The following is a 24,759-nucleotide window of genomic DNA, read 5'->3' on the forward strand; positions in this document are numbered from 1 at the left end:
GAGAATGGCTGTTAACGAGTCGGAAGAGAACCGCACGCGCCAGAAGGTATTCAGGTCGGTGCTCGACGAAGGGCCGATCACCGCCTCGGCGCTGGCCAAAGGTCTCGACCTGACTCCAGCGGCGATCCGTCGCCACCTGGATGCTCTGGAGGGCGAGGACCTCATCGAGGTCCGCGAGCTCGCGGGCAAACAAGCCGGACGCGGACGACCGGCCAGGCATTATGTGGTCACGTCACGCGGCCATGGGTCGGTCACCCATTCCTATGACCAATTGGCTGTCGACATTCTCCGGTTCATGCGGGATCGGGTCGGCGCGGACGCCGTCGAGGACTTCACCGAGGACCTCGTCGCCAAACTGCGCGACCGCCTCGGCGGAGAACTGGATCGACGGGGAGGCACCACGGTGGCTTCCCGTTCCCGGGCGCTGGCATCCGCTCTGACGAAGGAGGGATATGCCGCCTCGGCGACACCGGTGGCTGCCGGAACCCCTCTTGAAGCGATGCAGCTGTGCCAGGGCCACTGTCCGATCCAGGCAGTCGCCACCGAGTTCCCTGAGATCTGCGAAGCGGAGCTATCGATGTTCTCTGACTACCTCGGAGTCGATGTGCGGCGTCTGTCGTCATTGGCCCACGGCGACCACGTCTGCACCACCCACATTCCGACCTCGGAACTTACCAGACCCCTCATCCACAGCAATGATCGACCTCAAGGAGGTTCACGATGACTGACACAGGCAATCGGATCATCGATGCGAATCCCGAGCTCAAAGACCTCGGGCAGTACGCATACGGTTGGCACGACGGAAACGACGCGGGCGAATTCGCCGCACGCGGACTCTCGGAAGAGGTCGTGCGCAACATCTCGAAGCTCAAGGACGAACCGGACTGGATGCTGCAGCGCCGTCTCAAGGCACTGAAGCTGTTCGAGAAGAAGCCGATGCCCAGCTGGGGCGCAGACCTCAGCGGCATCCACTTCGACGACATCAAGTACTTCGTCCGCTCGACAGAAGGCCAGGCGACGTCCTGGGATGACCTGCCCGAGGACATCCGCAACACCTATGACAAGCTCGGCATCCCCGAGGCTGAGAAGCAGCGCCTCGTCGCAGGTGTGGCCGCTCAGTACGAGTCAGAGGTCGTCTACCACCAGATCAACGAAGAGCTCGAGAAGCAGGGCGTCATCTTCGTGGACACCGACACCGGTCTGCGCGAGTACCCGGAGATCTTCGAAGAGTACTTCGGCTCGATCATCCCGTCCGGTGACAACAAGTTCTCAGCGCTGAACACGGCAGTCTGGTCCGGCGGCTCCTTCGTCTACGTCCCCAAGGGCGTCCACGTCGAGATCCCGCTGCAGGCCTACTTCCGCATCAACACGGAGAACATGGGTCAGTTCGAGCGCACCCTCATCATCGCCGACGAAGGCTCGTCGGTTCACTACGTCGAGGGCTGCACCGCGCCGATCTACAAGACCGACTCGCTGCACTCCGCTGTCGTCGAGATCGTGGCCAAGAAGGACGCGAAGGTTCGCTACACGACGATCCAGAACTGGTCGAACAACGTGTACAACCTCGTGACCAAGCGTGCGATCGCCGAAGAGGGCGCCTCCATGGAATGGGTCGACGGCAACATCGGCTCGAAGGTCACCATGAAGTACCCGGCCATCTGGCTGACCGGTGAGCACGCTCGCGGAGAGACACTGTCCGTGGCATTCGCCGGCGAAGGCCAGCACCAGGACACCGGTGCGAAGATGGTCCACGCCGCTCCGAACACCCACTCCTCGATCGTGGCGAAGTCCGTGGCTCGTGGCGGCGGACGTTCCGGTTACCGCGGACTCGTCCACGTGCACCCGGGCGCCAAGGGCTCGTCGAACAACGTCCTCTGTGATGCGCTCCTGGTCGACAACATCTCCCGTTCGGACACGTACCCCTACATCGACATCCGTGAGGACGACGTGACCTTGGGGCATGAGGCCACCGTGTCGAAGGTGAGTGAGGATCAGCTCTTCTACCTGATGAGCCGCGGCATGGAGGAGACCGAGGCGATGGCGATGATCGTGCGCGGATTCGTCGAGCCGATCGCTCGCGAACTGCCGATGGAATACGCCCTCGAGCTCAACCGCCTCATCGAAATCCAGATGGAAGGTGGCGTGGGCTGATTCAGCCCGCCACCGACTGCGACAAGGAGTTTTCTAAGTGACTGATACCACCAATCCGCTGGGCCTCGATGAGCACTCTCATGGCGCCGGCGTCCACGTCCCCGATTCCAAGCGGGACGCTCGCACCCGCAGCTTCGACATCGCCGACTTCTCTGTCCCGAACGGACGCGAAGAGGAATGGCGTTTCTCCCCGGTGCGCAAGCTCAGCGATTTCTTCACCGACGCCGCCTCCGCGGCGAAGCTGACCACCTCGGGCGATCTGCCTGAAGGCATCTCCGTCGAGGAGATCACGCTTGAAGCGGCACAGGAACTGGGCATCCTCGAGCCCGAGGATCGCGCAGCCGTCGTCGCTGCGAACCGTGCACCCACGGTGACCCACTACTCGGTGCCTGCGAACACCGAAGTCGACGGTGCTGCGATCATCCATGCCGACGGTACCGGCAACGACCTGACCCATGGTCACGTCGTCGTCTCCGTCGGCGCGAACGCGAAGGCGACCATCGTCGTCGAGCACGAAGGAATGGCCCGATACTCCGAGCTCGTCTCGCTCGTGGTCGGCGACGGCGCAGACGTGACATTCGTGTCCCTGCAGCTGTGGGACGACGAGGCTCAGCACCTGGGCCAGCACGATGCGATCGTGGGCAAGGACGCGAAGTTCAAGCACATCGTCATCAGCCTCGGCGGTGACATCGTGCGTCTGAACACGAACGTGCGCTACTCGGCAGCCGGGGGAGAGGCCGAACTTCTCGGACTCTACTTCGCCGACGCCGGCCAGCACTTCGAACACCGCACCTACATCGACCACAACACGCCGAAGGCCACGTCGAACGTCCACTACAAGGGCGCTCTTCAGGGCAAGGACGCACGCAGCGTGTGGATCGGCGATGTGCTCATCCGCCCCGAGGCACTCGGCATCGACACCTACGAGCTCAACCGCAACCTCATCCTCTCGGATGGCGCACGCGCTGACTCAGTGCCGAACCTCGAAATCGAAACCGGCGACATCGCCGGTGCCGGACACGCATCCTCGACCGGACGCTTCGACGAAGAGCACCTCTTCTACCTGATGAGCCGCGGCATCCCCGAGGACGTTGCACGTCAGCTTGTGGTCCGCGGATTCTTCAACGAAGTGATCCAGAAGATCCAGGTGCCCGAGATCGAGGAAGTCCTCAATGAGCGAATCGAGGACGAACTCTCCCGGAGCGTTCTGTGACCATGATCGACGTCGCGGCCGCCTCCGAGGTGGCCGCCGGAGCGACGATGCGCATCGAAGTCGAGAACTTCGAGATCTGCATCGCCCGTGACTCCGACGGCGCGATCCACGCCATCGACGATCTGTGCACACACGGCGAGGTCTCCTTGGCCGAGGGCGATGTGGAGGGGTGTGCCATCGAATGCTGGCTGCACGGCTCCCAGTTTGACCTCAACTCGGGCCAGGCCCTGACCCCTCCGGCGTTCGAACCTGTCGCGGTCTACGACTGCAAGGAGATCGCCGGCCGCATCCTGATCGACCCTCATACGACCCTGAACTGAAAAGGATTGACATGTCCAACCTGAAAATCACTGACCTGCACGTCAGCGTCAACACCGAAACCGGCCTCAAGCCCATCCTCAACGGCATCAACCTCGAAATCAACTCGAACGAAACCCACGCCATCATGGGCCCCAACGGCTCCGGCAAGTCCACCCTGGCCTACTCGCTGGCCGGTCACCCGAAGTACAAGGTGACCTCCGGCTCGGTCACCCTCGACGGCGTGGACGTCCTCGCGATGTCCGTCGACGAGCGTGCGAAGGCCGGTCTGTTCCTGGCCATGCAGTACCCCGTCGAGGTTCCCGGCGTGACCGTGACGAACTTCCTTCGTTCGGCCAAGACGGCCATCGACGGTGAGGCTCCGAAGCTGCGCCACTGGACCAAGGACCTCAAGTCGGCGATGGAGAACCTCCGCGTCGATCCCGAGTTCGCCAGCCGCAACGTCAACGAAGGATTCTCCGGCGGCGAGAAGAAGCGCCACGAGATCCTCCAGATGGAGATGCTCAAGCCGAAGTTCGCTGTCCTCGACGAGACCGACTCCGGCCTCGACGTCGATGCTCTGCGCATCGTGTCCGAAGGTGTCAACCGGGTCAAGGAATCCACCGACGTGGGCGTCCTCCTCATCACCCACTACACGCGCATCCTCAGCTACATCAAGCCCGATCACGTGCACGTGATCATCAAGGGCAAGGTCGCTGAAGAGGGCGGGCCGGAACTGGCCGAGCGCCTCGAAAACGAAGGCTACGACCGCTTCCTGCAAGCCTCAGCCTGATGTTTTCCCGTCTGCGCAACGACTTCCCGATCCTGGACACCAGGGTCGGGGAGTCAGCGCTGTCCTACCTCGACTCCGGTGCGACTTCGCAGAAGCCGCAGTGCGTTATCGACACGTTCACGGAGTACTTCCAGCAGCGCAACGCAGCCGTCCACCGTGGAGCCCACACGCTCGCGGTGATGGCCACTGACGCATTCGAATCCGGCCGTGAAGCCGTGTCGAACCTCGTCGGCGGCGTACCCGAACAGGTGTGCTGGACGAAGAACGCCACCGAGGCGCTCAACGTCGTGGCGCTGGGCATGGACCGGGCCAGCCACGGTTTCGGCGGGGAGTCCGCCGGTCGCTTCGCTCTGGGACCCGACGACTCGATCGTCGTGACCGAGATGGAGCACCATGCGAACCTCGTGCCCTGGCAGCAGCTGGCACAGTCCACTGGAGCGCAGCTGCGCTGGATTCCGGTCACGGACAGCGGCGAACTCGACCTGAGCGATCTGTCCTCGATCGTCGACGAGACGACGAAGGTCTTCGCCTTCACCCACGTCTCGAACGTTCTGGGCACGATCAACCCGGTTAAGATCCTCGTCGCTCGGGCTCGCGAAGTCGGCGCATTCGTCGTCCTCGACGCGTGCCAGTCCGTACCGCACATGCCCGTGAATTTCGTCGACCTCGATGTCGACTTCGCGGCTTTCTCTGCGCACAAGGCGCTCGGGCCCACCGGCCTCGGCGTCCTCTGGGGCAAGTCGGAACTCCTCAACTCTCTGCCGCCGGTGCTGACCGGCGGATCCATGATCACCACCGTGACGATGGACAAGTCGGAGTTCATGGATGCCCCGCAGCGCTTCGAGGCCGGCACTCAGCCGGTGGCCGAGGTCGCTGCTTTCGCGACGGCGGTCAACTACCTCGCCGAGGTGGGTCTAGACCGGATCTTCGACCATGAACGTGAACTCGCCCGAGTTCTGCTCGATGGAGTTGCACAGATCCCCGGCATTCGTGTCCTCGGGGCCGCGAAGGACCGGATCGGGACCGTGGCCTTCGACGTCGAGGGTGTCCATGCCCATGACGTCGGCCAGTACCTCGATTCGCAGGGTGTGGCCGTGCGCGTGGGCCACCACTGCGCTCAGCCGCTGCACCGCCGGTACGGAGTCACCGCCTCGACGCGGGCGAGCACCTACCTGTACAACAACGTCGAGGACTGCGAACGTTTCCTCGCAGCCTTGGCTGAAGTCCGTCCGTTCTTCGGAGTCCAGTGAGGTTCGTGTCATGAGTACTCAGATGCAGCAGCTCTATCAGCAGGTCATCCTCGACCATTCGCGGTCGCGGATCGGCAACCAGGCCCTGCTCCGTGATGACGCGACAGGCGCACACGGGTTCTCCCATCAGGTCAATCCGACCTGCGGCGACGAGATCGAGCTCGAGACCGAACTGCTCGATGACGGCACCATCGCCGTGCGCTGGACCGGCGACGGCTGCTCGATCTCGATGGCCTCGGCCTCGGTGCTGTCCGAGCTGGCCACGGAGGCTTCAGTCGCCGACATGCTCGACATCGAGGCGAAGTTCCACGAGCTCATGCACTCGCGTGGGACACTGGAAGCGGATGAGGAAATACTCGGCGACGCTGCGGCGTTCACCGGAGTGTCGAAGTTTCCGGCCAGGATCAAGTGCGCACTCCTGTCCTGGGTGGCGTTCAAGGATGCCCTCAACCAAGCACAAACTTCTTTGGAGGAGTAGAAATGCCCGAAGTCATTGACGCACCGCAGAATGCGAGTGTCGACGAGGTGCGAGAGGCGATGATGGACGTCGTCGACCCCGAGCTCGGCGTCAACATCGTCGACCTGGGTCTCGTCTACGGTCTCTCGGTCGAGGATGACGGCACCGCCGTCATCGAAATGACCCTGACGTCCGCCGCGTGCCCACTCACCGACGTCATCGAAGATCAGACAGCTCAGTGCCTGGACGGGATCGTTCCCGCCTACCGGGTCAACTGGGTCTGGATGCCGCCATGGGGTCCGGAGAAGATCACCGACGACGGCCGCGAGCAGATGCGCGCCCTCGGGTTCAACATCTGAGGTTCCACAGGATGAGGCGTCCCCGCGGGGACGCCTGAGTTCCACCTCGCCGAGGTGGGGGTGCTGTCCGCAGTGCCCCCACCTCGGCGTTGTTCTGGGTTCGATCGCACGTGGCATGGTCACGTAGATCACCGCCCCGGGATGTGGGCGCACGTCGTCGGCGTGAAAGAATGAAGACTCGACTTCCAAGGAGACCCATTGACGATCATCGCCGCCGCTGACGGCTCCGCCCTCGGCAATCCCGGGCCCGCCGGTTGGGCCTGGTACGTCGACGACGACTGCTGGCACGCCGGAGGGTGGAAGGAGTCGACGAACAATCGCGGCGAGCTCATGGCCGTCCTCGACCTGCTCGAGTCGACTGCCGACGCCGCCGAGGACCTCAAGGTCTTCTGCGACTCCCAATACGTCATCAACGCACTGACGAAGTGGATGCCCGGCTGGAAGCGCAAAGGCTGGAAGAAGGCCGACGGCAAAGAGGTCCTCAACAAGGACCTCCTCGAATCACTCGATGTGGCGCTGCGCGACCGTGAGGTCGAGTTCGAGTGGGTCAAAGGCCACAGCAACCATGCGATGAACGAAGCCGCCGATGACCGTGCCCGTGCCGCCGCGACCGCCTATCAGCGTGGCACGAGTGTGCCGTCCGGCCCCGGATACGTCCCCGCGGGGACGTCTGGAGCGACAACTTCAGCGTCGGTGCCTTCGGCAGCGACCACCTCGGCCGGTGAGCAGGCGACGACCGTGGTGTCGTGTCGCGTGCCCACCCACCTTGCCGACGAACTCGTGACTCGGGCCCAGGCCCGAGGCATCCACCCACAAGAATTCTTGGTCGAGATCATCGGCCGTAGTTTGGAGAATGAATGATTCAGGCCAACGGTCTCGAAGTCACCGTCGGCGCCCGCACGCTGATGTCTGATGTGTCCTTCCGCGTCGACAAGGGGGACCGGGTCGGGCTCGTCGGACGCAACGGCGCCGGTAAGACCACCCTGACGAAGGTGATCATGGGCGGTCACCCCGCGTCGAAGGGCGACGTCTCGATCTCCGGAACCGTCGGCTATCTGCCGCAGGACCCGCGCAGCGGTGACCTCACGGCCACGGGCAAGGAGCGCATCCTCTCCGCCCGTGAGCTCGATGTGGTGGTCAAGCGACTGCGCAAAGCCGAACGGCAGATGGCATCACCGGATGAGAACGTTTCGGCCAAGGCCATCGATCGGTATCCGCGCATCGAGGCCGAATTCATGGCCGCCGGCGGTTACGCCGCGGAGTCGGAGGCCTACGCGATTGCTGCGAACCTCGGTCTCGACGAGGAGCTCGTCAACCAGGAGATCGGCACGCTCTCCGGCGGTCAGCGCCGTCGTGTGGAACTCGCCCGGATCCTGTTCTCGGCCCCGGACACGATGATCCTCGATGAGCCGACGAACCACCTCGATGCGGAATCCGTGATGTGGCTGCGCGACTACCTCAAGGGGTATTCGGGGGGACTCATCGTCATCAGCCACGACCTCGATCTCATCGACGAAGTCGTCAACAAGGTGTTCTTCCTCGACGCGACCCGTCAGACCATCGACATCTACTCGATGGGCTACCGTCTCTACCTCAAGCAGCGTGAGGACGACGAGCGTCGCCGCCGCCGCGAGCGTGCGAACGCGGAGAAGAAGGCCAGTGCGCTGACCGCCCAGGCGAACAAGATGATGGCGAAGGCCACGAAGACCGTCGCGGCTCAGCAGATGGCCAAACGTGCCGAGCGCCTGCTCGCCGGTCTCGACGACGAACGCAGCACTGAGAAGGTCGCAAACCTTCGCTTCCCGGCTCCGGCCGACTGCGGACGTGTGCCGCTGACAGCGGAGGGTCTGTCGCGCAGCTATGGTTCGACCGAGGTCTTCACCGGCGTCGATCTGGCGATCGACAAGGGTTCACGTGTCGTCATCCTCGGCTACAACGGCGCCGGTAAGACGACGCTGCTGCGGCTCCTCGCCGGCCTCGACGAACCCGATTCGGGCAAGGTCGTGCCCGGCTTCGGGCTCAAGCTCGGCTACTACGCGCAGGAGCACGAGACTCTCGACCTCGAGCGCAGCGTGCTCGAGAACATGAGTCGGAATTCGCCGCACCTCAACGACACGGCCGTGCGCAATGTGCTCGGTTCGTTCCTGTTCTCCGGTGACGACGTGCACAAACCCGCCCGGGTCCTCTCCGGCGGCGAGAAGACGCGTCTGGCGCTGGCGACCCTCGTGGTCTCAAGTGCGAACGTCCTCCTCCTCGATGAGCCGACGAACAACCTCGACCCGGCCTCACGCGAAGAGATCCTTTCTGCGATCCGTCGCTATGAGGGTGCCATCATCCTCGTCACCCACGATGAGGGAGCAGTGTCCGCGCTCGACCCCGATCGGGTGCTGCTGCTTCCCGACGGCGACGAGGACCTGTGGAACGACACCTACCTCGACCTCGTCACCCTGGCCTGAGTTCGACCCGGCTTGGGAGTGCCTGAAGCCGTCGGGAGTGCCTGAAGTCCTCAGGAGTGCCGGAATCGGTCCTCGAGGAGTTCGTCCTCCTGCGCTTCGGCTTCGCCGTGGACGCTCGGCGCTCTCAGCCGGTGGCGGCCGTAGCGGCTGCCAGGTTCACTGATTTTGGCACCGGCATCCAGAGCTGCCTTGTCGATGACGATGTATTCGGTTTCGCCCGATGACGTTCCGGCAGCCTCGGCGGAGGCCTTGCGCTCCCGCCTTGCCGAGATCGATACGGCGATGATGATCATGATTCCGAACGCGAACCACTGCAGCATGTAGGACAGATGGTTGCCGGGATCGACGTCCGGCGGCGGCAGTGGAGTCAGCCCTGACTTGTCGGGCAGTCCGTTGGTCGTGTCGACGGCCTCGGCGTAGACGTTCTCATACGCGTCATCCATTCCGGGAATCCGTGCCGGATCGATGGCCTTGATCATGCCCTTCGGATTGTCATCGTCTGAGCCGTCCTGGGACGGGCGCAGGTGCGCATTGAGCGTCTGCTCCCCGGTGGGCGTTGCCGGCACATGGTCAGAGTCGGAGATCCATCCCCTGACGACGGCGAGCGTCTCGCCGGATTCCAGACGGAACGGGACGACGAGGTAGAACCCGGTCTGATCGTTGACTGTGCGGTTGCGTGCGAGCACGGTGTCGGCGGCGAGGAATTCGCCGTGCAGGGACACCTGGCGCCATTCGTCGTCCTCATTCAGCGTCGCCGAGGTGGTCGGCAGGACCGTCGAGATGTCCACGGGATCGGCCCCGTAGTTCGTGTTGATGGTCTCGATCTCAGCCTCGCGCTGTTCGCGGCGGTCCTTCTGCCAGAGGGCGAGGAACACACAGGCGATGACGACGATGATGGTCATGGCGATGTATTTCAGCCAGCGAGCGCTGAAGAGGAAGGAATAGCGGGACATCAACCGGCGTCCTCCGGTATTTCGTCGATGGATACGTCTGAGAGGTAGAACCCGCGCAGGTTGAGGAAGTCTCGCAGGTGATCGAGATGTTCATCACACGCCAGCCAGGTCTTGCGACGGTTAGGCGTGTGCAGACGAGGGTTGTTCCACAGGATGGCGCGGGTGGCATCGGCTCGGCAGCCTTTGGCCGAGCACCGGAGTTCGTCTGTCACGACTTTCCGCCCCAGGCCCACCCGGTGCCTGCAGGGTGCTCGGAGTCATCTGAACCTGATGCTGCGCCGGATCGTGTCGGGTCTGCGCCGGTCGCGCCCGGGACAGTTTCACCGGGGACGGTCTCTCCCGGGACAGTCTCGCCGGGAATCGTGTCTCCGGAATCAGTGTCGCCGGAAACAGTGTCTCCGTTGATGGTCTCGCCTCGGGCCGGGGGCAATGCGTCCAGGGGCGCGCTGTCGAGGAGGGCGGATTCGTCGACCTCTGCCCGTTCGCGCCCGGCGTTGGCGATGATCACTGCTGGATACGGCAGGAGCACGGCGCCGGCCACGCAGATCCACATGAGCACCTTGAGGTCGGCGACGAACATGAAATAGGCGGCCACGAAGCAGAGTGTGCGGATACCCATCGTGATCGAGTATTTGATGATCCGCGACTTCATGTCGTCATCGAGGGCAGTGTCTGCCGTGGTGATCTGCTGCGGGTGCTTGGACATAGCCTTCTTCGATCGATTGCTCGTACAAAATCATACTCTTCGTTTGTGTGCGTCGTATCGACGCCGGCCCGAACACGATAGGTTGGGAACGATAGATTTGGTCAGTATCGTCGATCAACAGGAGAGTTTTGTGACTGAACCACGCATAGTCCTCGTGACCGGAGGAAACCGGGGGATCGGGCGCACCATCGCCGAGGAGTTCCTCGCCCAGGGCGACAAGGTGGCCGTCACCTCCCGCAACGGAGACGCCCCCGAAGGTGCATTGGCCGTATCCGCCGATGTCACAGACACCGATTCACTCGACCGTGCCTACTCGGAGATCGAAGAGAAGCTCGGTCCCGTCGAGGTCGTCGTCGCCAATGCCGGCATCACCCGTGACAATCTGCTCATGCGCATGAGCGATGAGGACTTCGGCGCCGTCGTCGACACGAACCTCACCGGTGCCTTCCGCACCGTCAAGCGCGGAATCACGAATATGATCCGTGCCAAGAAGGGCCGCATCGTCCTCATCTCCTCGGTCTCCGGACTCTACGGAGTTCCGGGACAGGCGAACTACTCGTCGTCGAAGGCCGGCCTCGTCGGGTTCGCCCGGTCGATCACGCGTGAGCTCGGCTCGCGTGGCATCACCGCGAACGTCGTTGCTCCCGGCTTCATCCGCACCGACATGACCGACGAACTCGATGAGAAACAACAGAAGGAATACCTCTCGACCATTCCGGCGAAGCGATTCGCCGAGCCGGCCGAAGTCGCGAAGGTCGTCCGTTGGGTCTCCTCGGACGAGGCCGCGTACATCTCCGGAGCCGTCATTCCCGTCGACGGCGGGCTGGGAATGGGACACTGAGTCCCGCGAACATCTAGACTTCACACCAGGGACGCCGACACCGACGGCGTCAGAGCCACAGAACTGACTCAGTTTGACCGCACACAGTTTGAAAGGACCACCATGGGAATTCTTGACGGAAAGCGCATTCTCGTCACCGGCGTGCTGACCGAGGCCTCGATCGCCTTCGCAGCCGCCCGCATTGCACAGGAGCAGGGTGCAGAAGTCATCCTCTCCAGCTTCGGCCGCCAGATGAAGATCACTCAGGTCATCGCCGAGCGTCTGCCCTCGACCCCGAAGGTCATCGAACTCGATGCCACGAACGAAGAGGACCTGGCAGCACTGCCCGAACGCCTCGAGGGCAACATCGACGGCATCGTGCACGCGATCGCCTTCGCCCCGAAGGACGCCCTCGGCGGCGTCTTCCTCGACACCCCGTGGGAATCGGTCTCCGCTGCGATCCACGTCTCGGCCTACTCACTCAAGGCGATCACCGTGGCCGCCAAGCCCGTGCTCAACAAGGGTGCCGGTGTCGTCGGCCTGACCTTCGACGCCACCATCTCCTGGCCGGTCTACGACTGGATGGGCGTGGCCAAGGCCGCCTTCGAGTCGACGGCCCGCTACCTCGCGAAGTACGTCGGCGAGGACGGCGTCCGCGTCAACCTCGTCTCGGCAGGACCGCTGAAGACCACTGCCGCCACTTCGATCCCCGGCTTCGGCACCCTCGAAGACATGTGGGGCGACCGCGCACCGCTGGGCTGGGACCAGAAGGACACCACTCCCGCCGGCAAGGCCATCGTGGCGCTGCTCTCGGAATGGTTCCCTGCCACCACCGGTGAGATGGTCCACGTCGACGGCGGCTTCCACTCCACCGGCGCCTGAGAGCGACAACATGCCTGTTCTCATTCTCGCCCGCCACGCCAAGGCGGAGGCCGAAGGCCGAACCGACTTCGAACGTTCACTGAACGCGAAAGGTCTGGCTCAGGCTGTCGAAGCAGGGGCCGAGATCGCCGAACGATGGTCGCCTGACGTGGCCATCGCCTCGGCGGCCAGGCGCACCGTCCAGACCGGACAGGCCGTGGTCGAAGCGGTCAACCGGCACAACGGTGAACCGGAATCAGGTCAAGGTCTCGCGCTTCGCGAGGACGAATCCCTCTACCAAGGGGGAGTCGAGGACTGGATCGATGCGATCAATTCGATCCCGTCCGATTCGACGTGCGCCTACATCGTGGGCCACCAGCCCACCGTCGCCGAGGTGGTCGCCCACCTGAGCCCGGAAACCGGCGTTCCCGACTCGTTCCGTCCCTCCTCGCTCGCGGTCTTCGACCTCGAGAGCTGGGATGTCGAACCCGGGAACTATCCGGCACCTGAGCTGAGGGTCTTCCTCGGCGTGTGAGGCATCAGATCGTGTGACGCTTCGCTTCGTCTGATTTCACAGAGATGATCGGCCTCACGAAGATGACCGGCCTGACAGACACCTGTGGCCCTCGGATATCCGAGGGCCACAGGTGTCTCTGCGCTTCAGGCGCAGGGTCTCACGAGCAGGTTTCGATCAGCCGCGTGCCTCGATGAGAGTGAGCACCTCACGCAGGTCTCGCGTCGTCACGGATGCGTCGGCGGCCTCGACGAGGGCCGGCTTCGCGCAGAAGGCGACGCCGAGACCTGCGGCCCCGATCATGCCGATGTCGTTGGCGCCGTCGCCGATCGCCACGGTACGTGCCGGATCACAGTCATAGGACTGCACCAGATCGGCGAAGATCTCTGCCTTCGCACCCGGATCGATGACGCGACCGCTTGTGCGACCGGTCAGCTTCTCGTCCTCGATCTCGAGGCCGTTGGCATAGACCTCGGTGATGCCCAGCTTTGCTGCGACCGGAGCGATGATCGGGGTGAACCCACCTGAGACCAATGCCACCGTGCCGCCGCCGGACTGGACGGCAGCGACGAGCTCGCGGGCACCGGTGGTCAGGGAGATCTGCGCACGCACCTCGTCGAGGACCGTGACCGGCAAACCTGCCAACAGGGCCACACGTTCGGCCAGCGAGGCCGCGAAGTCCAACTCACCGGCCATGGCACGCTCGGTGATGTCAGCAACCTGATCACCCACCTCGGCGTGGACGGCGATGAGGTCGATGACCTCTTCATTGATGAACGTCGAATCGACGTCCATGACGAGCAGCTGGATGGAGTTCTCTGGCATCGGGGTTGCGGAGTCTGAGTCATTCACCCCTTCATCGTAGCCACAGCCATGATGTAGTCAGCGGCCGCGGGGTGCAGGCGAGACAGCAGATCCCCGAACGCCGGCGGATCCACGGTGGCCGGAGCGAGCACTGTGCGCATTCGGTCATGGATGTCGAGTGCCGCGTAGATCGCTCGCGCATCGGCGACCGAAGGGATCAGCCGGGAGATCGGATGGGTCGAACTCAGCTCCTCCTGCCAGTCTCGCCACGGACCCTCGCGCCACGTCGTGGGCACGTCGATGGTTTCGATCAGGGTCAATCCCTCCATCACGAGCAGACGCAGACGACGCAGAGCCTCGGCGGGGGTTTCGACCGTGACCGGGCGGAAGACCGTCTCCCGGCACGCGATGACCTCGACGTTGGCCTCGGCGCCCAAAAGCAGCACCGCAGCCTGCTGTGTGCCCCGGTGGAGGACGATCGGAGCGGTGTGTCGACCGACCCGAAGCCGGTCGGCCTTATCTACCGGCGGTGTCGTGTGCGGCAGCGACGGGTGGTGGAGGGCCAGGCGGGCATGAGTGATCCCGGCAGCGGCCGCCTGAGCTGTGAACAGGAGCAGGCCTGTCGGCGGTGAGGAGTCGAAGACCTCGTCGGCGACGATGAGAGGAACATCACGATCGTCGTCGAGAAAAGCCGCGCTGACCTCGTCAGGGGCGAGGCTTGAGCGCAGGCGGTGGTTCATCGCCAGGGTCAGCAGCAGTGAGTCAGTAGTCAAGTCCATGTCGAACCAGAATAGACCGCAAGCCTGCGATAGAGTTGGCTGATATGAGTGATGTCCTGACTGTGGATAATGTTTCCGTGCGCCGTGGAGAGAATTTTCTCCTCCAAGATTTCTCCCTGACCGTCTCCGAAGGTGAGCATTGGGCCGTTCTCGGACCCAACGGCGCCGGCAAGACGACTCTGCTGGAGCTGGCCGCAGGACGCCTCCATCCGACGACCGGCACGGTCGGGATCCTCGAAGAGCGCCTCGGACGCGTCGATGTCTTCGAACTGCGCCCGCGCATCGGATACGCGTCGACGGCTCTGGCCAACCGGATCCCACTGTCCGAAGCTGTCCTCGACACCGTGCTGACCGCCGCCTACGGCGTGACCGGACGCTGGGTCGAGAAGTACGAAGAGGACGATATCGAGCGAGCCAAGGACCTCCTCGGCGCGTTCAACATCACACATTTGGCCGGCCGTACGTTCGGCACTCTCTCCGAGGGCGAGCGTAAGCGCGTGCAGATCGCCCGCGCCCTGATGACCGACCCTGAGCTCCTCCTGCTCGACGAGCCGGCGTCGGGTCTCGACCTCGGCGGCCGTGAAGAGCTGCTGGCCGCAATGACTGAGATCCTCTCGTCGAAGTGGGCCCCGGCCACGATCATGGTCACCCACCACGTCGAAGAGATCCCGGTCGGCATCACACACGTGCTCCTGCTGGCTGAGGGCACGGACCTCGCCGCCGGGCCCATCGATGACACGCTGACCGCCGACAACCTCTCGGCGACGTTCGGCATCGACGTCAAACTCACCCGTGACGGGCAGCGTTTCCACGCCCACTCGCAGCTCTGAGCATGGAGTCAGTGCTCGGGATGGAGCTGTGGCAGGTCGCGCTCATCGTCCTCGCGGGCATCGGCGCCGGTGGTATCAACGCGGTCGTCGGCTCCGGTACGCTCATCACCTTCCCGGCGCTCGTCGCCTTCGGTGTGCCGCCGGTGGTGTCCACGATGAGCAACGCCGTCGGGCTGATTCCGGGCAACATCGCCTCCTCGATCGGCTACCGGGAAGAGCTGAAAGGGCAATGGCGGCGGATCCTCGGGTTCGTTCCTGCCTCTCTGCTCGGGTCGCTGACCGGTGCCTATCTGCTGCTGCACTTACCTGAGGACGCATTCGAGACGATCGTTCCGGTCCTCCTCGTCGTTGCCTTGGTCATGGTTGTGGGACAGCCTGCGCTCTCGCGGTACCTCAAGAACCGCTCCCTGCGTCGTGCCGAGAAGGCCGGTCACGAGCACGTGGCAGCCTCTGTGGGGGACAAGCTCACGACAGGTCGGTACATCCTCGTCCTCATCGTGGTCTTCCTCACCGCGATCTACGGCGGGTACTTCGCCGCCGCGCAGGGCATCATCCTCATCGCCCTCCTGGGCCTCCTCCTGCCCGACGACCTGCAGCGCCTCAACGGGCTGAAGAACGTCCTCGTCCTCGTCGTCAATACGGTCTCAGCGACGACGTACATCATCGTCGGTCACGATCGGATCAACTGGACCGCCGTCATCTGCATCGCCATCGGCTCGCTCATCGGCGGCTACTTCGGCGCACGTGTTGGCCGGAAGTTCTCACCTGTCCTCCTGCGCTCGGTCATCGTGATCCTCGGCCTCGTTGCGATCTGGCGGATTCTGACGCTGTGAACGGGTTAGCGGTGGACGCATGAACACTCCGGCAAAGGCACCTCTGACTCGCGAACAGATCGTCTCGCGTGCAGCTGAGGCTGGCATCGCAGCCGGTCGTCTGCGCTTCTTCGACGAGGAGACACTTGCTTCGTCTGCGATCGACGATCTCCGTGACTACACCCAGTTGACCGACGTCGCCCTGCGCAGCGTCCGCGAGCCGGCCGAGGGCCTGTTCATCGCCGAATCCTCGAAGATCATCCGCCGCTCCCATGCGGCTGGCATGGTGCCCCGCTCCTATCTGACCAGCCCCAAATGGCTCTTCGACTTAGCGGACCTCATTGCCTCCAACGATGCGCCGATCTTCATCGGCACCGATGCAGCCGTCGAATCCCTGACCGGATTCCATCTCCACCGAGGTGCTCTGGCGGCCATGCACCGACCGCAGCTTCCCAGCGTCGCCGACCTCGTCACCGACGCCCGACGCATCGTGGTCATCGAGGACGTCGTCGACCATACGAACGTCGGCGCCATCTTTCGGTCGGCCGCTGCATTCGGCGTTGATGTTGTCCTGGTGACGCCGAGGTGCGCCGACCCGCTCTACCGCCGCTCGATCCGCGTATCGATGGGCACGGTCTTCCAAGTGCCGTGGACCCGGCTCGAGTCCTGGCCTGATGGTGTCGACTCACTGCGTGACCTCGGCTTCCACGTTGCGGCCCTGGCTCTCGACGAGAACTCGGTGGCCATTCGCGACTTCGCGGCGTCGGCCCCGGAACGCACAGCCGTTGTCTTTGGAACCGAAGGGGACGGACTGCGCCGATCGACGATCGCCGCCTGCGACTCAACGGTCATGATCCCGATGAGCGGGGGAGTCGACTCGCTCAACGTCGCGGCTGCCGCGGCAGTGACCTGCTTCGCCCTGCAGGCGGATCCTGCCGACGGTGCCTGACTGTTCCAAAGCATCAGCCTGAGCGCCTCGACCTGAGAGCCTCGACCTGAGAGCCTCGACCTGAACGTCTTGACCCGAATGAATCGACCCCCAATGAGGAGACCAGTGGACCGCACATCGCTTGCCGCCGCGCTTGAGGCCGGACGCATCACAGGGGAGGTTGCCACTCCCAGAGAGAACAACCTTTCCCACATCCACCGTTTCCTCGCACAGGAGAGACAATTCGACTTCGGTGTCGAACTCACTCAGGACTGGGACTACGACTCCGTCTTCGCCCTCATGGTCGACCGGTGCGGGCTACGCCCCGAGACGGACTTCGTCGAAGGCGTCGACACTATTTCGACCGAGCGCTGCATCGACGCCCTCGAAGCACTGGCCACGGCGATCGGGGATGTCACCCGTGCCGGGGGAGAGATCCTCTTCGCCACCGGACACCCTGCCGGCCTGCTTCCCGTGCACATGGCGATCGCAGCCGCTGCCGAATCCCACGGCGCCCAGATCACACACCAGGCCAACGCTGTTCCCGTCCCCGACCTCGGCGGTGACTGCCGACAGATCAACCGCGTGTGGACCTGGCACCAACACGGTGGAACCCCGCACACCCACCTCGCCGAACCCATGCACGCCCTCCTCGACGACATCGATCGCCGAGGTGGTGCCACACCTGATCTGATTGTGGCCGACCACGGGTGGGCCGGTGCAGCATCGAGCCGTGGACTGCGCACGCTCGGCTACGCCGACTGCAACGATCCGGCATTGTTCGTCGCCGAAGCGCAGGGCGCCATCGAGGTCACAGTGCCCCTCGACGATGATGTCGTCCCGTATCTCTACGGTCCGCTCATCGATTTCGTCCTCGAGGCTGCTGGGTTCAACTGATCCCGTCTGGGTTGAACTGAACCCGGCTGGGATCGGGGTGAACCCGGCTGGGATCAGTCGATCTCATTCGCGAGCCCGTCGACCACCTCGGCGGTGGGGAGCGACGCCAGAGCCGCACCGGAGAGGATGAGCTTCGACCCGCGGATTCCGGAGCCGATGATGATCTCGTCAGCCTCGGCGACGCGTGAGTCGACGAGGATCCGGTAGTCGGCGGGCAGACCGATCGGTCCGATGCCTCCGTGCTCCATTCCGGATTCCCCGACGGCGCGATCCATCGGCAGAAATGACGCCTTGCGCACGTCGAGGAGCTTCTTCACGCGCTTATTGACGTCTGCCCGCGTGTTCGCAAGCACCATGCAGGCGGCGATGCGCTCCTCACCGGATCTCGACCCGGCGACGAGCACGCAGTTCGCAGAAGTTTCAGGACCGAGTCCGGTCGCGTTGAGGAGTGCGGCAGTGTCTGCGATTTCGGGGTCGATCGCGAAGACGTCGACGTCCCCGGTGATGGAGGGCAGAGCCTCGGCGGTGGGGTTCGCCATGAGTTCGGGCGCGGTGGCCGCCGGCTGGAGGTCGAATTGGGCGGAGATGCGTTCCTTGGTGTCCATGGCCACAGTCTAAGAGGACAGAGCCGAATCGCTTTGGGGCAGTCCATCAGATAGACTGGACTGTCGCTTCGTGTCCGGTTCCTACGGCTCGCAGCGTGTCCAGCAGACGAATTCGGGCACTGGCGGATGGGTCGACCCATACCAGGCGCCTGAGCGGATTCAGCAAAGGTATGAATATGAAAAAGGACATCCACCCGGAATACGCGCCGATCGTGTTCAACGATCTGTCGTCCGGAACCAAGTTCCTCACGCGCTCGACCGCGAAGAGCGAAAAGACGATCGAGTGGGAAGACGGCAACACCTACCCAGTCATCGACGTTGAGATCTCAAGCGCATCGCACCCGTTCTACACCGGAAAGCAGCGCATCCTCGACTCCGCAGGCCGCGTCGAGAAGTTCAAGGATCGCTACAAGGGCTTCGGCAAGCGCTGATCCCACGTCGGTTCCGACCGACACGGACGGTTCATTTCGTCCACGCGACTCCAGCCGGTCATCCGGCTCCAGTCGTTTCACAGCATTGAAGCGAACTGCCCCGCACACCGGAAATGGTGCGCGGGGCAGTTCTCTTTGTGCCGTCCCCCGTCGTCCCCCACAATCATTCAGCCGTCATTCACAATCATTCCTCGAGCTGGGGTGGGTCTGGTTGGACCATGGGAGTCGGCAGAAGAGCGTCCCCGCGGGGACGCACCAACCGACAGCAAAACTTCGGGCCAGAACGTCCCCGCGGGGACGCGCGACCGTTGGTCAGGGCACGGCGAAGTCAGACCACCGAGGCTGCTGGGAGCCGCAGATCCACGCCATCACCGAGGCTGTGGCGAGTTCCGATACAGCTGAGGCGTCCCCGCGGGGACGCCTCATACTGAACCCGGTGGAACTGAACCCGGTGGAACTGAACCCGGTGGAACTGAACCCGGTGGAACTGAACCCGGTGGAACTGAACCAGATTGAACCGTGCTGGACTGCGGCTGCGATCATGGTCGCCGATCGGGCCGTCAGCCGGTCACGGTGTCAGTCGACGGTGACCGAGACTTCAGGCGACGGCTGGGTGCGCGATGCGGGGTGGAGTAGCGAGGCAACGCCGGTGGCGTTGTCGAGGCAGGCGGCAATGCCGTGTGCCACCTTCTCCTTGGCTGTGACCACGGCATCCTGAATGCTCAGACCAGTGGCGAGGCCGGCAGCGATCGAGGACGCGAATGAGCATCCGGCTCCGTTGACGAGTTTCTCGTTGACCTTGCGAGAGCGCAGCGTCGTGACTTTCTCACCGTCGAAGAGGACGTCGATCGCATCATCGCCGGCCAGGCGTGCACCGCCCTTGACGACGACGTTCTTCGCTCCCTGGCCGTGGATGATCTTTGCCGCCTCGATCATTCCCTCAACCGAGTCGATCGGCTCGAGTCCGGCCAAGGTTGCAGCCTCTTCGAGGTTCGGGGTGATCACGGTGGCCAGCGGCACGAGGTTCGCGACGAAGAGATCCTTGAGGTCGACCATCGTGCCCACGCCCTTGCAGACCAGGACCGGGTCGAAGACGTAGGGCAGTTCATTGGTCTTCAGCTTCTCGGCGAGGACGAGTGCGGAGTCCACCGAACCGAGCATGCCCGACTTGATGACGTCGAACTTGTGGACGGCCAACGTCGACTCGAGCTGGCGGGTGACGACGTCGGAATCGATGAATTCGACGACGTGGCCGAAGCTGTCATCAGGGTCGAAGGTGACGATGCAGGTCACGACGGCGGTGCCGAACGCGCCGTACTCTTCGAACATCTTCAGGTCAGCTTCGAGTCCGGCTCCGCCTGAGACGTCGGAGCCGGCGATGGTGAGCACTTTGGAGGTCATTGTGGTCCTTTCGGGAATGTGTATCGGCAGAAGTCTACGCGGGTTCAGGCCCCGGCGTACCCCTGCTGGCGCCACGCTTCGTAGATGGCGATGGACGCGGAGTTCGCGAGATTGAGTGAACGGCGCGAGGGCAGCATCGGAATGCGCACGCTCATATCCACATGGTCATCGGCGACGACGGAATCGGGCAGCCCGGTCGACTCCTGACCGAACAGGAGGACGTCGCCGTCTCTGTATTCCACCTCGGCGAAGGAATTCTCCGTGTGTGTGCTGAACGCGATCACCCGACGCTCGCCGAGGTGGTCCCACAGGTCCGCCAACGTCGGGTGGACCGTGACGTGGGCGAGATCGTGGTAGTCGAGCCCGGCACGACGCAGCTTGGCGTCGGAGAGGTCGAACCCGAGCGGTTCGACGAGGTGGAGATGGGCTCCCGTGACAGCGGCAAGACGGATGGCATTGCCGGTGTTGCCAGGGATCTCGGGAGTGTGGAAGACGATGTCGATGTTCATATGACTCCTATTTTGTCACTGATCATCCGTCGGTGCTGCGCACTCCGGCACCACATGGCTGTCGTCGGGTGGGCTGATCTCACTGCGGATCTGCCCTCACTGCGGATTTGATCTCACTGCGGATTTGATCTCACTGCGGATCTGTCCTCACTGCGCGAGCCGGACGAGCAGGTATCCCTGCCTGGTCGCCTCGGGGAACTGGCCGGACCGGTCGGGTTCGCGCTCGAGCCGTGTCACGGGAACGAAACCATGTGGCTCGAGTGCGGTGAGAACCTCGGCGAGCGAGCGCCGGTGGAAGTCGAGATCGACCTCGACTCCGGCCATGTCGGTGACGTGGTCGACGCGGTCGCCGAGTTGGAAAGCCAGCTGGAACAGCCCGCCCGGACGGAGCACACGCGCCGCCTCGGCGAAGGCAGTGCTGAGGTCCTCATCAGGGACATGGATGATCGAATACCAGGCCACGAGACCGGAGAAGCTGTCATCGGCAAACGGCAGCGAGGTCATCGAGCCGAGTGCGAAGTTGAGGTTCGGATAGTGACCTGTGGCAATTTCGAGCATGGCGGGGGAGAGGTCGAGGCCGGTCGGACTGACGCCCAGGGCCGCGAGGAACGCGGTGATCCGACCTGGTCCGCAGCCGATCTCGAGAGTCTCATCGTGCCCGGTCGAGAGGACGAGCTCTGAGAACGCGCCGAGGGCGGCTCGATCATGTGGCTTAGTGGTCAGCTCGTTCGCGATCCAGTCCGTGTAGACCTCCGCGATCGCATCGTAGGAGTCCCGTGTGGCCTGTTCGCGCGACGATTCCTGCGCTGGTTCTCGCGCCGAGGCGGTGTCCGGGGTGTGCTCGCTCATGGCACCAGGTTAGTGCGATGCGAAATGCGATGTCGTGACGTCCCCGCGGGGACGTCGGTGCGACAGTGCTTCCCGCGGGGCCGAGCGGACTTTGCGCGGCGACGGAGTGTGAGGGGCTCTGTGTCGTAGCGAGCGCGTCATACGATCCGACCGGGTCACCTGCAGAAACGAAGAAAAATCGAAGTTGTCTGGCAAAGAGAGGAAGTAGGCGTGAATTGATTCGAATCTCATGTCAGTACCGACCCGTACGGTGAAAGCATGGTTCGAGGTCATGGGGACTCACGAACCGAGCCGGCCGTACTGGCCGAGGGGGAAGGGTACTGAACATGAAGGAGAACGACGTCGCCGATCCATTCGACGATCATTCGGACGCATCTGCGCAGGTTGCGGATCTGAGCGGGCTGAGCGTCGATCCCGGGGACTACGACAGGGGACCGGGCAAGCGCCCAGACGAATCGGGCAACATGTCAGGGGGTCCGGATGGCGCTGACTGTCCGGAAGGTTCTGCCGATTCTGACAATTCTGGCGGTTCTGACGACTCCAGCACCGGCCTGAGTGATCTCAGCGCGGAGGAGCTGGTCGCCGACATCCGCCGCAATATCTCGTGCATCGCCTTCTGCCATGCACGTGTGCTTGCACTCATCGACGAGGTGGACCAGCGTGGTCTCTGGGCACAATGGATCGGTGTGACGTCATTGACCCAGTGGGTCATGCACATTGCGGCGGTGAGTGCTCACACCGCGCGGGAGTACGTTCGTGTGATGACCGCGCTGCGGGAGATGCCGAAAGTGAAGGAGAGCCTGGGCTCGGGCGATGTCAGCTTCTCCAAGGTTCGTGAAATCACCAGACTGGTCGGGCGGATTCCCGACGAAGATGCACTGAAATTGGCCACGGTGGCCACCGGCAGCCAGATCGGAGTGGTGGCTCACAGCTACTGTCAGCTGTCCGACGCCATCGCCGGCGGCGAAATTCCCCGCTTCCTCCCAGCCGACAGCGTGAGCATGCGGACGACTGGGCCCGGACGGACCCGCATCACGATCGATCTGGGAGAAGACGAAGCCGCTGAGATCTTCTCCATGCTCGAGGCTGCTCGACACCTCATCGAGCAGGAGTCGGGCGAGGGGGAACTCGGGAGCTCAACGGAGACGGCTGCGACTGCAGCCGAGAGTCCGGCATCCGACGATTCTGTATTCGGGAGCCCTGCAGCTGAAGGCAAGAACGACTTTCTGCCTATCGCGGTCACTGAACCGGAGGAGAAGCCGCCATATGAGCCGATTTCCCAAGTCATGTGCTTGATGGAGATCATCCACGCGTTTCCGCGAGCGGAGTCAGCCGGCACCGTCGACGTCGATCGGGCACGAATGCTCGTGCATGCCTCCGCCGAGGTTGTCACCCATGCCGGTACTGAGCTCGCATCTGCGGATGTGGAAGGTCCCGATCTGCCGGGTGCTGCCGAACCGACGGATGTTCCGTTCGCCGACGTCCCCGCGGGGACGACCGATCCTTCCGCGGTTCCTGCCGGGGTGCGTACGAACAGCGACGTCCCCGCGGGGACGTCAGCGGATGGCGGAACGACCGCGCATGGCGGGACGGTTGTGGATGGCGGGACGACCGCCTCGGCGTCGGCGGACATGACCTGCCGGATCGACGGTTTCGGAGGCATCGCTCCGGAGACAGCGGAGCGGTTGACCTGCGAAGCTCTGATCAGCGGTGCGATCAAAGCTGCCGACGGGGACGTGCTCATGCTCGGACGGTCGAAGAGGCTGGTGAGCCGACGCCAGCGTCTGGCGCTGAGTGCGCGGGACATCGGCTGCCAATTTCCCGGCTGCCGAGCGAGACGGCGATGCGATGCTCATCACATCCGCCCCTGGTCCCAGGGTGGGGCGACGGACATGGACAACCTCATCCTGCTCTGTCGTACTCATCACACTGCGGTTCACAAATATCAGCTGACCATCTCGCGAACCGATGCGCGCTTCGCCGGAGCTCTGGAGGGGCGCGCCGCGTTCGCCTTCTTCCTGCCTGACGGGTCTGAGATGCTGCCGCTGGAACAGGGGCAGGCGGGCCGTCCGGTGTTCGACACCGCGCGGCTGGTGAAAGTGGCTGAAGAAGCAGTCGTGGACGCGGATCCGAGCACTCTCGGTGGTGGGTACGGCTTCAACCTGGACAATTGCGTCGACTGGATGTTCGAAGCGGAATGGCGACACGCCCGGGCGAACAATGCAGCCGCGTAAATCTTGCCTATTTAGAACACTAGTTCGATAATGGATGTCATGTCTGCAGTGCCACTCGTTGAACAGCTCAGCCGGGAGATGGGTATCTCCACGGCCACTGCTCTGTTCGACGGGCACCAGCCTCGCCCGGTGGATCCCGTGCTGGCACCGATCTTCCGCCGAGGCGGTCTTCCCCGAGGTGAGATCGTGACCCTGACAGGAGGACAGTCATTGAGTTGTGCCCTCGCCACGATCGCCGCTGCGACCCAGGAACAGAAATGGTGTGCGGGGATCGGGCTCGGCGAACCAGCCGTCTCGTCGATCGCTGATCTGGGTGTCGACCTCGATCACTTCGTCAATCTCGCCACCCCAGCCGAGGACTGGCTGCGCGTGGCCTCCATCCTCATCGAATCCTTCGACATCCTCATCGTCGACCCCGGATTCCGACCCAGCGCGGGGGAGCGGGCCCGTTTGCTGGCCAAAGTGCGTGAGCGCAAGATCAGCCTCATCAGTCTGGAGCCGATGCCCGGAAGTACAGAGCAGATCGAAATCACCGACACACAGTGGTCGGGCACCGAGCACGGTCACGGACGTCTGCGGTCCTGTCTTGTGACGGCCCGCTCCCAAACCGGGATCCACCGATTCCTCCTGCCCGGTCCCGAGGGGACCCCTGCAGAGGCGCCGGCCCGGGTGCCGGCTCCCACCTCGGTGTGGGAAGAAAAAGGCGAACGGCCGGTGATCCGCAGTGTCAGTTGACAGCTCTTTCACGCGCCCTCCCGCGCACCCTCCGACGCACGCTTCTGGGCACGCTCCTGGGCACGACTCAGGCCAGCCCGGTGCGGATGCCCAGGGAGCGAGTCCTCACCGCACA

General features: G+C 63.7%; 29 protein-coding genes. 20 read left to right on the forward strand and 9 right to left on the reverse strand.

Annotated features, from left to right (window positions below):
* The first annotated feature begins 4 nt into the window (after positions 1-4).
* From MPN20_RS03230 to MPN20_RS03275, 10 genes are all read left to right on the forward strand, one after another.
* Positions 5-724 carry a helix-turn-helix domain-containing protein gene (locus MPN20_RS03230; RefSeq protein ID WP_242779469.1) on the forward strand — a complete coding sequence of 240 codons (720 nt, stop codon included), beginning with the start codon at positions 5-7 and terminating at the stop codon, positions 722-724.
* Positions 721-2,151, forward strand: coding sequence for a Fe-S cluster assembly protein SufB (gene sufB, locus MPN20_RS03235; RefSeq protein ID WP_242779471.1), 1,431 nt, complete (start codon positions 721-723; stop codon positions 2,149-2,151). The genes MPN20_RS03230 and sufB overlap by 4 nt, the downstream gene beginning before the upstream one ends.
* Before the next feature lie 37 nt (positions 2,152-2,188).
* Positions 2,189-3,364 (forward strand): Fe-S cluster assembly protein SufD, encoded by a 1,176-nt coding sequence (gene sufD / locus MPN20_RS03240; protein ID WP_242779473.1) that lies wholly within the window; start codon positions 2,189-2,191, stop codon positions 3,362-3,364.
* Positions 3,365-3,366: 2 nt separating this feature from the next.
* The gene (locus tag MPN20_RS03245; RefSeq protein ID WP_278189623.1) at positions 3,367-3,684 is read left to right on the forward strand and encodes a non-heme iron oxygenase ferredoxin subunit; all 318 of its coding nucleotides are present in this window, start codon (positions 3,367-3,369) and stop codon (positions 3,682-3,684) included.
* 11 nt (positions 3,685-3,695) lie between these two features.
* A complete protein-coding gene (gene sufC, locus MPN20_RS03250; RefSeq protein WP_242779479.1) occupies positions 3,696-4,454 on the forward strand; it encodes a Fe-S cluster assembly ATPase SufC in 759 nt (252 codons plus the stop codon).
* Positions 4,454-5,704: a SufS family cysteine desulfurase gene (locus MPN20_RS03255; protein ID WP_242779482.1), complete on the forward strand. Its 1,251-nt coding sequence runs from the start codon at positions 4,454-4,456 to the stop codon at positions 5,702-5,704. The genes sufC and MPN20_RS03255 overlap by 1 nt, the downstream gene beginning before the upstream one ends.
* A 10-nt stretch (positions 5,705-5,714) precedes the next feature.
* Positions 5,715-6,182 carry a Fe-S cluster assembly sulfur transfer protein SufU gene (sufU, locus tag MPN20_RS03260; protein ID WP_242779485.1) on the forward strand — a complete coding sequence of 156 codons (468 nt, stop codon included), beginning with the start codon at positions 5,715-5,717 and terminating at the stop codon, positions 6,180-6,182.
* 2 nt (positions 6,183-6,184) lie between these two features.
* Entirely contained in the window at positions 6,185-6,520 is a 336-nt protein-coding gene (locus MPN20_RS03265) for a metal-sulfur cluster assembly factor (protein WP_242779487.1), read from the forward strand.
* 198 nt (positions 6,521-6,718) lie between these two features.
* A complete protein-coding gene (locus MPN20_RS03270; RefSeq protein ID WP_347566791.1) occupies positions 6,719-7,381 on the forward strand; it encodes a ribonuclease H in 663 nt (220 codons plus the stop codon).
* Entirely contained in the window at positions 7,378-8,976 is a 1,599-nt protein-coding gene (locus MPN20_RS03275) for an ABC-F family ATP-binding cassette domain-containing protein (RefSeq protein WP_242779490.1), read from the forward strand. Before MPN20_RS03270 ends, MPN20_RS03275 begins: the two co-directional genes overlap by 4 nt.
* A gap of 50 nt (positions 8,977-9,026) precedes the next feature.
* On the opposite strand, the gene MPN20_RS03280 is transcribed toward MPN20_RS03275, so the two are convergent.
* Genes MPN20_RS03280 through MPN20_RS03290 form a run of 3 tightly spaced genes read right to left on the reverse strand, consistent with a single transcriptional unit; the run spans position 9,027 to position 10,635 of the window.
* Complete coding sequence (locus MPN20_RS03280; protein ID WP_242779493.1) at positions 9,027-9,929, reverse strand: SURF1 family protein; 903 nt, start codon at positions 9,927-9,929, stop codon at positions 9,027-9,029.
* Complete coding sequence (locus MPN20_RS03285) at positions 9,929-10,141, reverse strand: hypothetical protein (RefSeq protein ID WP_242779496.1); 213 nt, start codon at positions 10,139-10,141, stop codon at positions 9,929-9,931. The genes MPN20_RS03280 and MPN20_RS03285 overlap by 1 nt, the downstream gene beginning before the upstream one ends.
* Entirely contained in the window at positions 10,138-10,635 is a 498-nt protein-coding gene (locus tag MPN20_RS03290) for a DUF3099 domain-containing protein (RefSeq protein WP_242779498.1), read from the reverse strand. The genes MPN20_RS03285 and MPN20_RS03290 overlap by 4 nt, the downstream gene beginning before the upstream one ends.
* A gap of 130 nt (positions 10,636-10,765) precedes the next feature.
* On the opposite strand from MPN20_RS03290, the gene MPN20_RS03295 reads away from it, so the two are divergent.
* From MPN20_RS03295 to MPN20_RS03305, 3 genes are all read left to right on the forward strand, one after another.
* Positions 10,766-11,476, forward strand: a complete 711-nt coding sequence (locus tag MPN20_RS03295) for a beta-ketoacyl-ACP reductase (protein WP_242779501.1) — start codon at positions 10,766-10,768, stop codon at positions 11,474-11,476.
* A 102-nt stretch (positions 11,477-11,578) separates the two neighbouring features.
* Positions 11,579-12,337, forward strand: coding sequence for an enoyl-ACP reductase FabI (gene fabI / locus MPN20_RS03300; protein ID WP_242779503.1), 759 nt, complete (start codon positions 11,579-11,581; stop codon positions 12,335-12,337).
* 10 nt (positions 12,338-12,347) lie between these two features.
* Positions 12,348-12,851, forward strand: coding sequence for a histidine phosphatase family protein (locus tag MPN20_RS03305; protein WP_242779506.1), 504 nt, complete (start codon positions 12,348-12,350; stop codon positions 12,849-12,851).
* A gap of 156 nt (positions 12,852-13,007) precedes the next feature.
* Here the strand turns inward: MPN20_RS03305 and serB are convergent, their stop codons facing one another.
* Together serB and MPN20_RS03315 are read right to left on the reverse strand one after the other, a co-directional pair.
* Entirely contained in the window at positions 13,008-13,655 is a 648-nt protein-coding gene (gene serB / locus MPN20_RS03310) for a phosphoserine phosphatase SerB (protein ID WP_242779509.1), read from the reverse strand.
* Positions 13,656-13,678: 23 nt separating this feature from the next.
* A complete protein-coding gene (locus MPN20_RS03315) occupies positions 13,679-14,413 on the reverse strand; it encodes a hypothetical protein (protein ID WP_242779512.1) in 735 nt (244 codons plus the stop codon).
* A gap of 44 nt (positions 14,414-14,457) precedes the next feature.
* Between MPN20_RS03315 and MPN20_RS03320 the strand changes: the two genes are divergently transcribed.
* The 4 genes from MPN20_RS03320 to MPN20_RS03335 all read left to right on the forward strand — a co-directional run bounded on the left by MPN20_RS03320 (position 14,458) and on the right by MPN20_RS03335 (position 17,880).
* Positions 14,458-15,243: an ABC transporter ATP-binding protein gene (locus MPN20_RS03320; protein ID WP_242779515.1), complete on the forward strand. Its 786-nt coding sequence runs from the start codon at positions 14,458-14,460 to the stop codon at positions 15,241-15,243.
* Positions 15,244-15,263: 20 nt separating this feature from the next.
* On the forward strand, positions 15,264-16,076 hold the full coding sequence (locus MPN20_RS03325; RefSeq protein WP_242779651.1) for a sulfite exporter TauE/SafE family protein: 813 nt from the start codon (positions 15,264-15,266) through the stop codon (positions 16,074-16,076).
* A gap of 19 nt (positions 16,077-16,095) precedes the next feature.
* On the forward strand, positions 16,096-17,004 hold the full coding sequence (locus MPN20_RS03330; RefSeq protein ID WP_242779518.1) for an RNA methyltransferase: 909 nt from the start codon (positions 16,096-16,098) through the stop codon (positions 17,002-17,004).
* Positions 17,005-17,109: 105 nt separating this feature from the next.
* Entirely contained in the window at positions 17,110-17,880 is a 771-nt protein-coding gene (locus MPN20_RS03335) for a phosphatase (protein WP_242779521.1), read from the forward strand.
* Between the two features lie 53 nt (positions 17,881-17,933).
* On the opposite strand, the gene MPN20_RS03340 is transcribed toward MPN20_RS03335, so the two are convergent.
* A complete protein-coding gene (locus MPN20_RS03340; protein WP_242779523.1) occupies positions 17,934-18,485 on the reverse strand; it encodes a YbaK/EbsC family protein in 552 nt (183 codons plus the stop codon).
* Between the two features lie 176 nt (positions 18,486-18,661).
* Between MPN20_RS03340 and MPN20_RS03345 the strand changes: the two genes are divergently transcribed.
* Positions 18,662-18,916 (forward strand): type B 50S ribosomal protein L31, encoded by a 255-nt coding sequence (locus tag MPN20_RS03345; RefSeq protein ID WP_242779525.1) that lies wholly within the window; start codon positions 18,662-18,664, stop codon positions 18,914-18,916.
* 576 nt (positions 18,917-19,492) lie between these two features.
* Here the strand turns inward: MPN20_RS03345 and MPN20_RS03350 are convergent.
* From MPN20_RS03350 to MPN20_RS03360, 3 genes are all read right to left on the reverse strand, one after another.
* The gene (locus MPN20_RS03350) at positions 19,493-20,317 is read right to left on the reverse strand and encodes a PfkB family carbohydrate kinase (RefSeq protein ID WP_242779527.1); all 825 of its coding nucleotides are present in this window, start codon (positions 20,315-20,317) and stop codon (positions 19,493-19,495) included.
* 44 nt (positions 20,318-20,361) lie between these two features.
* On the reverse strand, positions 20,362-20,826 hold the full coding sequence (locus MPN20_RS03355; protein WP_242779529.1) for a tRNA (cytidine(34)-2'-O)-methyltransferase: 465 nt from the start codon (positions 20,824-20,826) through the stop codon (positions 20,362-20,364).
* A gap of 147 nt (positions 20,827-20,973) precedes the next feature.
* Positions 20,974-21,675 (reverse strand): class I SAM-dependent methyltransferase, encoded by a 702-nt coding sequence (locus MPN20_RS03360; RefSeq protein WP_242779531.1) that lies wholly within the window; start codon positions 21,673-21,675, stop codon positions 20,974-20,976.
* A gap of 326 nt (positions 21,676-22,001) precedes the next feature.
* On the opposite strand from MPN20_RS03360, the gene MPN20_RS03365 reads away from it, so the two are divergent.
* Positions 22,002-23,909, forward strand: coding sequence for an HNH endonuclease signature motif containing protein (locus tag MPN20_RS03365; protein ID WP_242779533.1), 1,908 nt, complete (start codon positions 22,002-22,004; stop codon positions 23,907-23,909).
* 39 nt (positions 23,910-23,948) lie between these two features.
* A complete protein-coding gene (locus MPN20_RS03370; RefSeq protein WP_242779535.1) occupies positions 23,949-24,644 on the forward strand; it encodes a DNA recombination/repair protein RecA in 696 nt (231 codons plus the stop codon).
* Positions 24,645-24,759: the final 115 nt, after the last annotated feature.

Origin of the sequence: Brevibacterium sp. ZH18, assembly GCF_022748595.1 — a bacterium.
GTDB lineage: Bacteria > Actinomycetota > Actinomycetes > Actinomycetales > Brevibacteriaceae > Brevibacterium.

Bases quoted from the DNA above. Each gene is read 5' to 3' on its own strand.
- sufC (WP_242779479.1), top strand. From the start codon at position 3,696: ATGTCCAACCTGAAAATCACTGACCTGCACGTCAGCGTCAACACCGAA.
- MPN20_RS03255 (WP_242779482.1), top strand. From the start codon at position 4,454: ATGTTTTCCCGTCTGCGCAACGACTTCCCGATCCTGGACACCAGGGTC.
- MPN20_RS03355 (WP_242779529.1), bottom strand. From the start codon at position 20,826: ATGAACATCGACATCGTCTTCCACACTCCCGAGATCCCTGGCAACACC.
- sufB (WP_242779471.1), top strand. From the start codon at position 721: ATGACTGACACAGGCAATCGGATCATCGATGCGAATCCCGAGCTCAAA.
- MPN20_RS03280 (WP_242779493.1), bottom strand. From the start codon at position 9,929: ATGTCCCGCTATTCCTTCCTCTTCAGCGCTCGCTGGCTGAAATACATC.
- MPN20_RS03325 (WP_242779651.1), top strand. From the start codon at position 15,264: ATGGAGCTGTGGCAGGTCGCGCTCATCGTCCTCGCGGGCATCGGCGCC.
- MPN20_RS03320 (WP_242779515.1), top strand. From the start codon at position 14,458: ATGAGTGATGTCCTGACTGTGGATAATGTTTCCGTGCGCCGTGGAGAG.
- MPN20_RS03305 (WP_242779506.1), top strand. From the start codon at position 12,348: ATGCCTGTTCTCATTCTCGCCCGCCACGCCAAGGCGGAGGCCGAAGGC.
- MPN20_RS03275 (WP_242779490.1), top strand. From the start codon at position 7,378: ATGATTCAGGCCAACGGTCTCGAAGTCACCGTCGGCGCCCGCACGCTG.
- MPN20_RS03360 (WP_242779531.1), bottom strand. From the start codon at position 21,675: ATGAGCGAGCACACCCCGGACACCGCCTCGGCGCGAGAACCAGCGCAG.
- MPN20_RS03230 (WP_242779469.1), top strand. From the start codon at position 5: ATGGCTGTTAACGAGTCGGAAGAGAACCGCACGCGCCAGAAGGTATTC.
- MPN20_RS03350 (WP_242779527.1), bottom strand. From the start codon at position 20,317: ATGACCTCCAAAGTGCTCACCATCGCCGGCTCCGACGTCTCAGGCGGA.
- MPN20_RS03330 (WP_242779518.1), top strand. From the start codon at position 16,096: ATGAACACTCCGGCAAAGGCACCTCTGACTCGCGAACAGATCGTCTCG.
- MPN20_RS03365 (WP_242779533.1), top strand. From the start codon at position 22,002: ATGAAGGAGAACGACGTCGCCGATCCATTCGACGATCATTCGGACGCA.
- serB (WP_242779509.1), bottom strand. From the start codon at position 13,655: ATGCCAGAGAACTCCATCCAGCTGCTCGTCATGGACGTCGATTCGACG.
- MPN20_RS03290 (WP_242779498.1), bottom strand. From the start codon at position 10,635: ATGTCCAAGCACCCGCAGCAGATCACCACGGCAGACACTGCCCTCGAT.
- MPN20_RS03370 (WP_242779535.1), top strand. From the start codon at position 23,949: ATGTCTGCAGTGCCACTCGTTGAACAGCTCAGCCGGGAGATGGGTATC.
- fabI (WP_242779503.1), top strand. From the start codon at position 11,579: ATGGGAATTCTTGACGGAAAGCGCATTCTCGTCACCGGCGTGCTGACC.
- MPN20_RS03315 (WP_242779512.1), bottom strand. From the start codon at position 14,413: ATGGACTTGACTACTGACTCACTGCTGCTGACCCTGGCGATGAACCAC.
- MPN20_RS03245 (WP_278189623.1), top strand. From the start codon at position 3,367: ATGATCGACGTCGCGGCCGCCTCCGAGGTGGCCGCCGGAGCGACGATG.
- MPN20_RS03340 (WP_242779523.1), bottom strand. From the start codon at position 18,485: ATGGACACCAAGGAACGCATCTCCGCCCAATTCGACCTCCAGCCGGCG.
- sufU (WP_242779485.1), top strand. From the start codon at position 5,715: ATGAGTACTCAGATGCAGCAGCTCTATCAGCAGGTCATCCTCGACCAT.
- MPN20_RS03265 (WP_242779487.1), top strand. From the start codon at position 6,185: ATGCCCGAAGTCATTGACGCACCGCAGAATGCGAGTGTCGACGAGGTG.
- MPN20_RS03345 (WP_242779525.1), top strand. From the start codon at position 18,662: ATGAAAAAGGACATCCACCCGGAATACGCGCCGATCGTGTTCAACGAT.